Origin of the sequence: Enterobacter asburiae (assembly GCF_024599655.1) — a bacterium.
Classification (GTDB): Bacteria; Pseudomonadota; Gammaproteobacteria; order Enterobacterales; family Enterobacteriaceae; genus Enterobacter; species Enterobacter asburiae_D.
In genome coordinates this window covers 1,849,368-1,862,235 of the sequence record NZ_CP102247.1, presented here as the reverse complement: position 1 = coordinate 1,862,235, position 12,868 = coordinate 1,849,368, and the positions used below count along the sequence as shown (strand labels likewise).

11 protein-coding genes are annotated in these 12,868 nt (G+C 58.6%); 6 read left to right on the top strand and 5 right to left on the bottom strand.

Annotation, left to right across the window (positions count from 1 at the left end):
- Positions 1 to 79 precede the first annotated feature (79 nt).
- Together NQ230_RS08740 and fumA are read left to right on the top strand one after the other, a co-directional pair.
- Positions 80 to 1,588, top strand: coding sequence for an anion permease (locus NQ230_RS08740; RefSeq protein WP_073961501.1), 1,509 nt, complete (start codon positions 80 to 82; stop codon positions 1,586 to 1,588).
- A gap of 55 nt (positions 1,589 to 1,643) precedes the next feature.
- Positions 1,644 to 3,293 carry a class I fumarate hydratase FumA gene (fumA, locus tag NQ230_RS08735; RefSeq protein WP_257260795.1) on the top strand — a complete coding sequence of 550 codons (1,650 nt, stop codon included), beginning with the start codon at positions 1,644 to 1,646 and terminating at the stop codon, positions 3,291 to 3,293.
- Here the strand turns inward: fumA and NQ230_RS08730 are convergent.
- Positions 3,282 to 4,175, bottom strand: a complete 894-nt coding sequence (locus tag NQ230_RS08730) for a LysR family transcriptional regulator (RefSeq protein WP_257260794.1) — start codon at positions 4,173 to 4,175, stop codon at positions 3,282 to 3,284. The genes fumA and NQ230_RS08730 overlap by 12 nt on opposite strands.
- A 101-nt stretch (positions 4,176 to 4,276) precedes the next feature.
- Between NQ230_RS08730 and NQ230_RS08725 the strand changes: the two genes are divergently transcribed.
- The 3 genes from NQ230_RS08725 to NQ230_RS08715 all read left to right on the top strand — a co-directional run bounded on the left by NQ230_RS08725 (position 4,277) and on the right by NQ230_RS08715 (position 7,954).
- Positions 4,277 to 5,575 carry a serine hydrolase domain-containing protein gene (locus tag NQ230_RS08725; protein ID WP_257260792.1) on the top strand — a complete coding sequence of 433 codons (1,299 nt, stop codon included), beginning with the start codon at positions 4,277 to 4,279 and terminating at the stop codon, positions 5,573 to 5,575.
- Between the two features lie 280 nt (positions 5,576 to 5,855).
- Positions 5,856 to 7,169: an MFS transporter gene (locus NQ230_RS08720; protein WP_023336204.1), complete on the top strand. Its 1,314-nt coding sequence runs from the start codon at positions 5,856 to 5,858 to the stop codon at positions 7,167 to 7,169.
- Positions 7,166 to 7,954 carry a substrate-binding domain-containing protein gene (locus NQ230_RS08715; RefSeq protein WP_257260791.1) on the top strand — a complete coding sequence of 263 codons (789 nt, stop codon included), beginning with the start codon at positions 7,166 to 7,168 and terminating at the stop codon, positions 7,952 to 7,954. Before NQ230_RS08720 ends, NQ230_RS08715 begins: the two co-directional genes overlap by 4 nt.
- Here NQ230_RS08715 and psrA read toward each other — a convergent pair.
- The 3 genes from psrA to NQ230_RS08700 form a co-directional block, all read right to left on the bottom strand.
- The gene (psrA, locus tag NQ230_RS08710; RefSeq protein WP_257260789.1) at positions 7,929 to 8,828 is read right to left on the bottom strand and encodes an L-proline-binding transcription factor PsrA; all 900 of its coding nucleotides are present in this window, start codon (positions 8,826 to 8,828) and stop codon (positions 7,929 to 7,931) included. The genes NQ230_RS08715 and psrA overlap by 26 nt on opposite strands.
- 92 nt (positions 8,829 to 8,920) lie before the next feature.
- Positions 8,921 to 10,450, bottom strand: a complete 1,530-nt coding sequence (locus tag NQ230_RS08705; RefSeq protein ID WP_257260787.1) for a cryptochrome/photolyase family protein — start codon at positions 10,448 to 10,450, stop codon at positions 8,921 to 8,923.
- A complete protein-coding gene (locus NQ230_RS08700; protein WP_071891562.1) occupies positions 10,447 to 10,593 on the bottom strand; it encodes a DUF2256 domain-containing protein in 147 nt (48 codons plus the stop codon). The genes NQ230_RS08705 and NQ230_RS08700 overlap by 4 nt, the downstream gene beginning before the upstream one ends.
- Positions 10,594 to 10,807: 214 nt before the next feature.
- Here NQ230_RS08700 and mtfA point away from each other — a divergent pair, with 214 nt between their 5' ends.
- Positions 10,808 to 11,605, top strand: a complete 798-nt coding sequence (gene mtfA / locus NQ230_RS08695) for a DgsA anti-repressor MtfA (RefSeq protein WP_257260786.1) — start codon at positions 10,808 to 10,810, stop codon at positions 11,603 to 11,605.
- Here mtfA and NQ230_RS08690 read toward each other — a convergent pair.
- Complete coding sequence (locus NQ230_RS08690; protein ID WP_257260783.1) at positions 11,602 to 12,813, bottom strand: MFS transporter; 1,212 nt, start codon at positions 12,811 to 12,813, stop codon at positions 11,602 to 11,604. The two genes, mtfA and NQ230_RS08690, sit on opposite strands and share 4 nt — an antisense overlap.
- Positions 12,814 to 12,868 lie beyond the last annotated feature (55 nt).

Here is a 12,868-nt window from a genome sequence, read left to right as displayed (position 1 = left end):
TAAAAAAAGCAAAGAAACTTAAAAAAGTGATTTCGTTTTTCAGTGCGACCGAATTTTTGACAACTTAAGACGTGAAACTATGAATACAAAAACTGCTGTAACGCCCCCAGTGGCGAACCAGGCATCAAATGGAAACGCAAAACGACTGCTGATGATGGCGTTACCCATCGTCGTCGCCGTACTGCTGCTGTTTGTTCCCGTTCCTGAAGGCTTGCCGCCTTACGCATGGCATTACTTCGCCATCTTTGTCGGCGTGATCGTCGGTCTGATCTTCGAACCCCTGCCGGGCGCGGTGATCGGCCTGACCGGCGTCGTCGCCATTGCCCTGTGCAGTCAGTGGGTGCTGTTCAGCCCTGAGCAGCTGGCTGACCCGAAATTCAAGCTGGCGGGTGCCTCCTTTAAATGGGCGGTGAGCGGGTTTGGTAACTCTACCGTCTGGCTGATCTTCGGTGCTTTCATGTTCGCCGCGGGCTATGACAAAACCCGCTTCGGCCGCCGTCTGGCGCTGATTCTGGTGAAGTACCTCGGCCGTCGCAGCCTGACGCTCGGTTACGCCATTACGTTTGCGGACCTGCTGCTGGCACCGTTCACCCCGTCCAACACCGCGCGCAGCGGCGGGACTATCTACCCAATCATTGCTAACCTGCCGCCGCTGTACGGTTCAAAACCCAACGACCCAAGCGCGCGTAAGATTGGTTCATACCTGATGTGGGTGGCGATCACCGCAGCCTGTATCACCAGCTCCATGTTCCTCTCCGCCCTCGCGCCAAACCTGCTGGCCCTGGCGCTGGTGAAAAGTACGGTTGGGATTGATATCTCCTGGGGTACCTGGTTCCTCGCCTTCCTGCCGCTGGGTATCCTGCTGATTCTGGCCATGCCGCTGCTGGCCTACTGGTTCTACCCACCCGAAGTTAAAGTGAATAACGAAGTGCCGCTGTGGGCGACCCGCGAGCTGGAAAAACTCGGCAAACTGTCCCGCAATGAAATTCTGCTGCTGGTGTTCGTATGCTGTGCGCTGCTGATGTGGATCTTCGCTGCCGCATGGATTGAGCCTGCCATGGCGGCCCTGCTCATCGTGGGTCTGATGCTGTGGACCGGCGTGCTGGAGTGGAATGATATCACCGGTAACAAAGCCGCATGGAACACCTTCGTCTGGTTCGCCACCCTGGTAGCACTGGCGGATGGCCTCTCCTCTACCGGCTTTATCAGCTGGTTAGGTAAAGAAGGCGGTCTGTTAATGAGCGGTATCTCTCCGGGCGTGGCGACCATCGTCCTGCTGCTGGCGTTCTACCTGCTGCACTACCTGTTTGCCAGCACCACCGCGCACACTACCGCGCTGCTGCCGGCAATGCTGACCATCGCCTCCACCATTCCGGGCATGAATATGGAAGTGTTCGTCCTGCTGATGGTGACCTCGCTGGGCGTGATGGGGATCATCACCCCGTACGGTACTGGCCCAAGCCCGATTTACTACGGTAGCGGCTACCTGCCAACCAAAGACTACTGGCGCCTCGGCACCATCTTCGGTGCCATCTTCCTGGCGGCCCTGCTGCTGATTGGTTATCCGTGGATGTCCATGATGTTCTGATTCCTGACCGCCGGACTTCTCCTCCGGCGGTTTTATTTTTGTGGAGCAATACGCTATGTCAAACAAACCGTTTATCTACCAGAACCCCTTCCCTCTCGCGCATGACGACACCGAATACTACCTGCTGACCAAAGAGCACGTCTCCGTTGCCGAGTTCGACGGCCAGGAAGTCCTGAAAGTCGAGCCAGAGGCGCTGACGCTGCTGGCGCAGCAGGCCTTCCACGATGCCGCGTTTATGCTGCGTCCTTCCCACCAGAAGCAGGTTGCCGCCATTCTCAACGACCCGGAAGCCAGCCAGAACGACAAATACGTTGCCCTGCAGTTCCTGCGTAACTCTGAAATCGCCGCCAAAGGCGTGCTGCCAACCTGTCAGGATACCGGCACGGCGATCATCATGGGTAAAAAAGGCCAGCGCGTCTGGACCGGCGGCGGCGATGAAGCGGCGCTGAGCCAGGGGGTGTACAACACCTACATTGAAGACAACCTGCGCTACTCGCAGAATGCGGCGCTGGATATGTATAAAGAGGTGAATACCGGCACCAACCTGCCCGCGCAGATTGATCTCTACAGCGTGGACGGCGACGAATACAAATTCCTGTGCATGGCAAAAGGCGGCGGTTCTGCCAACAAAACCTACCTCTATCAGGAAACCAAAGCGCTGATCACCCCGGCGAAGCTGAAAAACTACCTGGTTGAGAAGATGCGCACCCTGGGCACTGCGGCCTGCCCGCCTTACCATATCGCGTTTGTGATTGGCGGTACCTCTGCCGAAAGCACGCTGAAAACCGTGAAGCTGGCCTCCACCCGCTACTACGACGCGCTGCCAACCGAAGGCAACGAACACGGCCAGGCGTTCCGCGACGTTCAGCTCGAACAGGAACTGCTCCAGGAAGCCCAGAACCTCGGCCTGGGCGCGCAGTTTGGCGGTAAATACTTCGCCCACGATATCCGCGTGATCCGCCTGCCGCGCCACGGCGCCTCCTGCCCGATCGGCATGGGCGTCTCCTGCTCCGCGGACCGCAACATCAAAGCGAAAATCAACCGCGACGGGATCTGGATTGAGAAACTGGAGCACAACCCGGGTCAGTACATTCCGGAGTCACTGCGCCAGCAGGGCGAAGGCGACGTGGTGAGCATCAATCTGGACAAGCCTATGAATGAGATCCTGGCGCAGCTTTCCGCGCATCCGGTCTCTACCCGCCTGTCGCTGAACGGAACCATCATCGTGGCGCGCGACATCGCCCACGCGAAGCTGAAAGAGCTGCTCGAAAACGGTGAAGAACTGCCGCAGTACGTTAAAGATCATCCAATTTACTACGCAGGCCCGGCCAAAACGCCGGAAGGCTACGCGTCTGGCTCACTCGGCCCGACCACGGCGGGACGTATGGACTCGTATGTGGACTTACTGCAATCCCACGGCGCGAGCATGATCATGCTGGCAAAAGGCAACCGCAGCCAGCAGGTAACCGACGCCTGCCATAAGCACGGCGGCTTCTACCTGGGCAGCATTGGCGGCCCTGCGGCGGTGCTGGCGCAAAACAGCATTAAGAGCCTGGAATGCGTCGCGTATCCGGAGCTGGGAATGGAAGCCATCTGGAAAATTGAAGTGGAGAACTTCCCGGCGTTTATCCTGGTGGATGACAAAGGCAACGATTTCTTCCAGCAGATCCAGAACCAGCAGTGCAAAGGCTGTTCACAGCGCTGAGTGCTTCCACACGTCCGGCAGTAGCGCCAGCGCGTCAGCAATAATGGCGCGCTTGTCGCTCCCCGGCTTCCAGATGGTGACCATCGTCTGACTAATCCCCTGGCTGCCCACTTCGGTGCGCAGCCTTTTTACGTTTTGCCACCGCGCGGCATGAAAATGGGTCGGTAAGAATCCCCAGCCGCATCCGCGTTCCAGCAGGCCGCGTAGCATTTCCGGCTCGTTCGTAAAAAGGGTATGCCCGGAAATCTGCAGGCGACGCGCGACCGGCTCGTCCGATGCAGGGTGCATAACGATCTGGGGTACCAGGGAGAGGTCAAGCAGCGACAGCGGGGATGAAATATCCGCAAACAGCGTGCTGGAGGCGTAAAAATCCATATCGATTGCCCCCAGGGCCCGCCACTCCATGTCGTTGCCCACGCTGCGGTTGCGCGCCTGGCAGATGGCCAGATCCGCGCGGCCGCTCGTCAGCAGGAGTTCAGATTCATCGCGCGAGGCGCAGATGAGGCTCAGCCGGACTTTTCGCGCCACCATTTCAGCGATGACCTCGTGCAGAAAGGCTCTGGGCGTAAAAGGATCGTAGACCAGCGTCAGATCCTGCGTGGCACCCTGGGGCACTTCTCTGGCAAAGGCCTCAAAGGCTTTTACCTGCCGCATCAGCAGATGCGCCTGGCGCTGAAGCTGCTCTCCTTCCGCCGTAAGGCGCAGGGTACGCCCGTCGCGAATAAACAGCGCATAGCCCAACCCGTCCTCAAGAAAATCAATCAGATCGCGAAGCGTCGTTCGGTCTTTTTTCAGCGCCACCGCCGCTTTACTCAGGCTGCCGTTCTCAGCCACGGCGGTAAATGCCTCAAGCTGTGCAAAGGAATAGAGTAGGCCCGCCACGTTTCCTCCGTTGTTTGGGGGGATTTTCCCCCATTATGCGTTTTTTATTATAGCGCCGGGCTTTTTAAACTGAAGCCGTTCTTAACCCATACGAGACGGATATGAAAAACAAAAAAGTAAACCAGGCTCTGCTGGCGGGTCTTGTCTTCAGCAGCCTGCTCTCCCCTGCGGCAATGGCCGCCTGCGAAGGCACCGGCCTCAGCGCCTGCCCTGCCCCCTTTGACGCCGCGCTGCCGGACACCCATAAGATGCTCACCTGGAGCCAGGCTGACCGCGTGGTGGGCTTTCGCAATGACTACCGCAACTACGCCGGGGATATTTTCCGCCACGGTAGCGCCGTGCCGCTGCGGGTGTCGGACAAGCCGCTCAAGGACGCCCACTATCAGATCAACGGCAGGCGCTACGGCCTGGAGGAGTACCTTAAGCGCCAGAACGTCAGCGGCATGCTAGTGCTGAAGGACGGCAAAATCGCCTGGAAGTATCTCGCACAGGGCAATACCGACTCCACGCTCTGGACCTCGCGCTCGGTAGGTAAATCAGTCGTTTCGGCCCTGGTGGGCGTTGCCCTCAAAGAGGGAAAAATTCACTCGCTCAACGACCTGGTCACGCAGTATGAACCCGATCTGAAAGGCACCGCGTGGGACGGCGTGACGCTCAAACAGCTTATCACCCACACCTCGGGCGTGGCGTGGAACGAGGACTACACCAACCCGAACTCCGATTTCGCGCAGCTCACGGAGTGCGAGGCGAAGCCGGGTACCTACGACTGCGTGCGCAAGCTGGTGAAGGGACTACGCAGGGTTCACCCGGCCGGAGAGAGCTGGTCTTACTCATCGGGCGGCGCCTGGCTGCTGGGTGACGTGCTGGAGCGCGCCACCGGCATGACGCTCGCAGCCTATCTGGAGAAAAGCATCTGGCAGCCGTACGGCATGGCGAGCGACGGCGTGTGGCATGCCTACAGCAAAGGCCAGCACGACGTCGGCGCGCACGGCTTTAACGCCACGCTGGAGGACTGGGGTCGCTTCGGGCAATTTATCCTGAACAACGGTACGCTGCCGAACGGTAAGACGATCCTGCCGGATAACTGGATCCGGCAGTCGTCAGACTGGACAAAGGCGAAAGGCTCGGTATCAGACGCCCATCCAGACGGACTGTACGGCTATCAGTGGTGGAATAACGCCGTGCCCGCCAACGCCACCGGCGTTGAGCCAGCAGCGCAAGATTCGCTGAAAGGTTCACTCTGGGCGCTGGGCATTTTTGGGCAAATGATCGTGGTGAACCAGAAGGAAAAGCTGGTTATCGTCCAGTGGTCTACCTGGCCGCAGGCGGAGCCGTCCTTTAGCGCCCAGCCGCTGGAGGCCTCTCTGATGTTCAGCGCGATTGCTCGGGCACTGCGATAAATTGCACCCGCCGGGTAATGAAGCGGTTACCCGGCGCTTTCTAAAGCGCCCCTCTGCGCCACATCACAAAATCGCAATATCAGAGACTTACAGAATATTGGTGAATAAAAAGACAACGACTTGTTAAGTTATTGTTGCCATTAATTGTATTTACACGGTGAATGATATTCATGCAAAAAATGCATCAGCCAATGCGGCATTTGCGCTTATCTATTTCCTCGTCCTGATCCAGTTTTCAGAAACAGACGCGTAAAACGTCAACAATAAACTGGAGATAACCATGTTTTCCTCAACCTCACCTGCAACCGTACGATCTAAGGCGGGCGCGATACTTCGCGTGACGTCCGGCAACTTTCTCGAACAGTTCGATTTCTTTCTTTTTGGCTTCTATGCCACCTACATCGCCCACACGTTCTTCCCGGCGAGCAGTGAATTTGCGTCGCTAATGATGACCTTCGCCGTCTTCGGCGCGGGCTTTTTGATGCGGCCCATCGGGGCCATTGTGCTTGGCGCGTATATTGACAAGGTTGGGCGCAGAAAGGGTCTGATCGTCACGCTTTCCATCATGGCGGCGGGGACGTTCCTGATTGTACTTATCCCCTCTTATCAAAGCATCGGTCTGTGGGCACCGCTGCTGGTGCTGACGGGCCGTCTGCTGCAGGGCTTTTCCGCCGGTGCGGAGCTTGGAGGCGTCTCGGTCTATCTGGCTGAAATCGCCACGCCGGGCCGCAAAGGGTTTTACACCAGCTGGCAGTCCGGCAGCCAGCAGGTCGCGATTATGGTCGCCGCGGCGATGGGCTTTGCCCTGAATGCCCTGATGGAGGAGAGCGCCATTCGCGAATGGGGCTGGCGCATCCCGTTCCTGTTCGGCTGTTTAATCGTGCCGTTTATCTTCTTCCTGCGCCGCAAGCTGGAGGAGACGGAAGAGTTCAGCGCGCGCCGCCATCATCTGGAGATGCGTCAGGTCTTTAAAACACTGCTCGGCAACTGGCAGGTGGTGGTCGCGGGCATGCTGATGGTGGCGATGACCACCACCGCGTTCTACCTGATCACCGTCTACGCCCCCACCTTTGGCAAAAAGGTGCTGATGCTCAGCGCCTCGGACAGCCTGCTGGTCACGCTGCTGGTGGCGATTTCTAACTTCATCTGGCTGCCGGTAGGCGGCGCGCTGTCGGATCGCTTCGGGCGCAAGCCGGTGCTGATTGCCATGGCCCTGCTGGCGCTGGCGACCAGCTACCCTGCCCTGACGCTACTGGCGAGCGCCCCCAGCTTCTCCATGATGCTGAGCGTGCTGCTGTGGCTCTCCTTCCTCTACGGCCTGTATAACGGCGCGATGATCCCGGCCCTGACGGAGATTATGCCTGCTGAAGTGCGCGTGGCGGGATTCTCTCTGGCTTACAGCCTGGCAACGGCGGTCTTTGGCGGCTTTACGCCGGTAATGTCCACCGCGCTGATTGAATACACCGGTGACAAAGCATCGCCTGGCTACTGGATGAGCTTCGCTGCCGTGTGTGCCCTGCTGGCCACGCTCTACCTCTACCGCCGCCGCGCGGTATCGCTGCAAAATACCGTCAAGTCACAGGGGGCAGTATGAAACGCACTTATCGCTATACCGCCAGCGCGCTGGTGCTGGCCCTCATGAGCGTCAATGCCTGCGCCCAGGACGTGAAGGTCATGATCTCAGGCGGCTTCAAAGCCGCCCTGGAAAAGCTGGCCCCGGAATATGAACGCCGGACCGGGGATAAAATCGTGATCATCCCCGGCCCCTCAATGGGCACGACGCCGCAGGCGATCCCAAACCGACTGGCGCGCGGCGAAAAAGCCGACGTGGTGATTATGGTCGGGGATGCGCTGGAGAAGCTTGAAAAAGCCAGCCAGACCCAGCCGGGCTCGCGGACTGAACTCGCGGATTCTCCCGTTGGCATGGTGGTGAAAAAAGGTGCGGATGTTCCTGATATCAGCAGCGAGGCGAGTCTGCGTAACACGCTGCTGCAGGCCAGCTCTATCGCCTACTCTGACAGCGCCAGCGGCAGGTATGTCAGCCAGGCGTTGTTCAAAAATCTGGGGATTGAAAAGGACGTGGCGGGCAAAGCGACAATGGTTGAGCGTATTCCGGTCGCCTCAGAGGTGGCGAAAGGAAAATACGCCGTGGGCTTCCAGCAGGTCAGCGAACTGCTGCCGGTTCAGGGCGTCACCTTTATCGGGAAAATCCCGGATAATCTGCAGTACATCACGCGCTTCGCGGGTGCGGTCACCCGCCATGCCGAACATCCCGCGGAGGGGAAAGCGCTGCTGACCTATCTCGCCTCACCGCCCTCAAGGGCCGTCATCCAGGAGACGGGGATGATCCCCGTTACGTCCGTCGATACTGCTCGGTGATCTGCTTTTCCAGTTCAGCCGCAATGTAGGACTGGATGCGCCCCCGGCGCCGGATAAGCCCCACGGTGCGTTTCACTTCCGGCGCCACCAGCGGCAGATGCGTCAGCAGCGTGTGCGCTGACGTCGGCATCGACATGGCGGGAACGGCAGCGATGCCGATCCCCGCCTCTACCATGCCGAGCATCGTGGTAACGTGGCGCGTTTCGCAGACGCTGGGGCGTTCGGGAATGATTTCCCCCAGCATCCGATCGAGCAGGTTACGGTTACCTGAGGTTTTATCGAGGGAGATATAATCCTGCTGGTAAAATTCCTGCCACGTCAGGTGACGCTTCTGCGCCAGCGGGTGATCCTTTCGGCACGCCGCAACATAGATATCCTCCACCAGCGGGAAAAATTCGATGTCAGACGGCAAGTTTCCTGCAAAGGAGATGCCAAAATCCGCCTGGCTTCGGGCCACGGCGTCAATCACGTTCCCCGCGCTGCTGTCAATGAGCTTAATGCGAACCCGTGGATAGCGAGACTGAAAACGACGGATCACATCAGGCATAAAGTAACAGGCGGCGGACGGCACCGTGGCAACAGTGATCAGCCCCGTCCGCTCTTCACTGACTTTATCAACATCCGCCAGCATTGACTCAACGTTGTCGAGCAGCTGCGCGGAGCGTTCAGCAAAGTTTTGCCCGTATAAGGTTAAGGCCACGCGGCGGGTGGTACGGTCAAACAGCCGGTTTCCCAGCGCGGCTTCCAGCTTTTCAATCCTGCGGCTCAGCGCCGACTGGGATAAGCAGATAGATTCCGCAGCGACACGGAAGTTACCGTATTCCACTAACGCTCTGAAAGCATAAAGATCGTTAAGGTCAAAATTCACGGGCATAGCGTCTGGATGTCCTGTCAGGGAATACGCAACAAAGTCCAAAATAATAGCCTCTTATTGACCCACCGCAACCGGCGCGGTGGAGAAATACGTCAGAGGTCGTTGAGATGCAGGCGAACATACCCGGCGCGATCGGCAAGGGCCTGCCGCTCCTCTTCCTTCATGTCTGCAAGCTGTTTAAAGACGATGCCCAGGCGGGGATTGTTACCCAGACGCGCCTGATTGCGCGCAAAAAAATCCCAGTAAAGGGCATTGAAGGGACACGCCAGCTCTCCGGTACGCTGGTTGTATTGATACCGGCACCCCTGACAGTAATTGCTCATCTTATGAATATATGACGCGCTCGAGACGTAGGGCTTGCTGGCCAGTAACCCGCCATCGCCAAACTGGCTCATGCCGAGGGTATTGGGCAGCTCCACCCATTCAAAGGCATCAATGTAGACCCCCAGATACCATTCATGAACCGCCTGCGGCGACAGGCCGCTGAGCAGGCTAAAATTCCCGATGACCATCAGGCGCTGGATATGGTGGGCGTAAGCCTCGGTGAGCGACTGTCCAACGGCATGCGCCAGGCAGCGCATCTGCGTCTTGCCCGTCCAGAACCAGTCAGGCAGCGGGGCGTGCTGGTCTAAGGCATTCAGCTCCCGGTAGCCCGGCATCTGCGACCAGTAAATCCCACGCACGTACTCCCGCCAGCCGAGAATTTGGCGGATAAACCCTTCAACGGCAGGCAGCGGCGCATGGCCCGAACGCCATGCCTGCTGGGCGGCAGCCACCACTTCACGCGGATTAAGCATTTTGGTGTTCAGCGCGAATGAAATTAACGAGTGGAAAAGAAAAGGCTCCTCCGCGTGCATCGCATCCTGCCAGGCGCCAAACTGCGGGAGCACGTGAGTGATAAATTCATCCAGCCCGGCTTTGGCTTCCGAACGGTTGAGCGGCCAGCGAAAATTCCCGGCCTGCGGTTCGCCGAAGGTATTTACGCCGCAGCGTTGGATCTCCGCCCATAAGGCTGAATTATCGTGGCGCGGACGCGAGTCCTCCGGGGCGGGCGGCTCGCCTGACCAGCGCCTGCGGTTTTCAGCATCAAAATTCCATTTTCCTCCTTCCGGCTCGCCTTCTGAGGTCAACAGTATGCCGTGCTGACAACGCATTTCCCGGTAAAAGTACTCCATTCGCCAGCTCTTACGCGTTGCAAAAAACGCGCTCACCTGTTCACGGGTGGTGAAGAAATGCTCGCTGCTGATGCAGGCCGTTACGACGGACGCCGTTTTCGCCCACGCCTGCAGCTGCGCATCAAGACGCCATTCGTCGGGCTCCTGCCACAGCACCCTGTCCGCGCCGTAATGCGCGACAAGCGCGTTGAGATTGTCTTCCAGCGCGCCGCGGTTTGAGCTGTCAGAGAGCCGGACGTACCTCACCCGATGCCCCTTTTCCTTTAACGCAGAGGCAAACGCGCGCATGGCCGCGAAGATGGCAATCACTTTCTGGGCGTGATGAAGCACGTACGCGGTTTCCGCCCGCAGCTCCAGCATCACGTAAATGACATTCGGATTGCAGGCATCAAACCAGCTATGGTGCGGATTAAGCTGATCGCCCAGGAGCAGGCGCAGTTCGGTCAACGGTGGCTCCTGCGACAGCGCTCGGAACAGTATTTGACCTCATCCCAGCATTTCGCCCATTTCTTGCGCCACGTCATAGGCCGCTGGCAGTGCGCGCACGCTCGGCTGGGCAGGTCCTGCTTGTTACCTTTGAAATCGCTCATTTTTCAATACCGTACTGATTTCTTCACTGAACCTGTGGGTTAAGGCTACGACAGACTTCACAAAATGAAGGTGATGCCCGCAAACCGCTACCCACCGCTACGTACGAATGATAGTTTATTCAGGCTGGAATTGTCGCAGCGAGCGATTTTCTGGCATCTTAACCGAACCTGACTTTCCCATTTTTGTTCAAGTGACGAGTTTGCGAGCAAAGCGATGATAAAGTGGCCCTGGAAAACGAATGAGGCTGGCCGGGATATGGCGCTGCCATGGGATGACGCGCTGACGATCCCTGTTCTGACTAATCTTAAGCCGGATGAACAAGCGAAACTGGTTCAACTGGCGGATCGTTTTTTACAGCAAAAACGCCTGGTTCCACTGCAGGGTTTCGAACTCGATCCCCTGAAAAACGCGCGCATCGCCCTGCTATTCTGTCTGCCGGTGCTTGAGCTCGGCATTGAGTGGCTGGACGGTTTCCACGAAGTGCTAATCTATCCCGCGCCGTTCGTGGTGGATGACGAATGGCAGGACGATATCGGGCTGGTGCATAACCAGCGCGTGGTGCAGTCCGGACAAAGCTGGCAGCAGGGGCCGATTATCCTGAACTGGCTCGACATTCAGGACTCGTTCGACGCCTCTGGCTTTAACCTGATTATTCATGAAGTGGCGCATAAGCTTGATACCCGCAACGGCGATCGCGCCAGCGGCGTGCCGCTGATCCCGCTTCGTGAAGTGGCAGGATGGGAGCACGACCTGCATGCCGCAATGGATAACATCCAGGATGAGATAGATCTGGTGGGTGAAAGCGCCGCCAGCATTGATGCCTATGCGGCAACCGACCCTGCCGAATGCTTTGCTGTGCTCTCGGAGTATTTCTTCAGCGCCCCCGAGCTCTTCGCGCCCCGCTTCCCGGCGCTGTGGCAGCGTTTTTGCCAGTTTTATCAGCAGGATCCCCTGCAGCGTCTGCGGCAAAATGAGGAGTCTGGCGGCCATTCCTCCCGCCAGATCCATTAAGGTTTTTCAGCAGGGGTACGCTCGGTTGACCGTACCCCTATACTCAACGCTAAAAACAGCAATGCCATTCCCCATGCAGCCACCGTTAAAGACTGCTCGCCGTAAAAACGCGTCACCACGGGCACCAGCAGCGCGCTGACGCCGTAACCTAACGTGTGGCTGGTGGCGATGACGCCCGCCCCTTTCCCGGTGGTCAGCCTGTCGTTCAGCAGCAGCTGGTAGCCCGGCGTGGCCATCGCCGCCCCGAGTGACGTGATAACAATCCCCACGTAGAACAGCGTTAAACCCGCGACGGTCATCAGCCCAAGCCCGGCCACCATTAACACCGCCGCGATGCAGAGTAACGTCACCGGGGTGAAATGCTGCGGACGGACCACCAGAAACTGTGCCGCGAGCGTGGCCAGGGCGGCCAGGCTCAGCAGAAGCGCAACATGATGGCTGATGTCCCGGGCATTGCCCTCCAGCAGGGGGCTAAGATGCGGTGACAGCCCAAGCTGCATCAGGCTGACCAGCGCCGCCAGCAACAGCGCCAGCAGCAGGAACGGCAGCATGGAGGCCTGCAGGCGGGTCGCCTGGTGCGCCACCGGCGGCAGCGGCGGGTCCGCGACTTCGCGAAGCACCAGCAGCAGGGCGATTAACGGCGCGATCGCCATCAGCCAGAGCGGCGCCACCGGGCTGACGCTGAGCATCAGCGCCGCCAGCGGCGGGCCGAGCAGCCGTCCGCAGCTGAGGCCGGAGCTTATCGTCGCCAGCGCCGCCATTCTCTTCTCCAGCCCCGCACGCTGAATAGCCCACGTCTGGGCCGCAGGCACCAGCCCTGAGACCGTCAGTCCGTAGAGCAGGCGCGACAGGATCAGCCCCGCCAGTCCCCAGTAAGTATCCAGCCTTCCGGCCGCCATCGCCCAGACCACCAGTGCCATGACGACGAAACTGGCCAGATAGCCGCTCAGCGAGGCCACCATCACGGCCTTACACCCTCGCCGCTCGCTCTGGCGTCCCCACCATGGCGATGCCGGTAAAAAGAGCATGGATCCGAACATCAGCAGACCGGCCCAGACCGAGAGCGACAGCCCGGTCAGGGTCACCAGCTGCGGGAGCATCACCAGCAGGCCGTTTTGCCCGATACCTAATAAACCCGCACATAGCGCCAGGGGCCAGTTGGCTTTTGAGGTGACGTTTTCGGTTAATATTTCAGAGTCAGTGTGCATGAGAATGTGAACATAGTGTCAATAAATGTGTGGAAATTATGAAGTTTATGAAAAC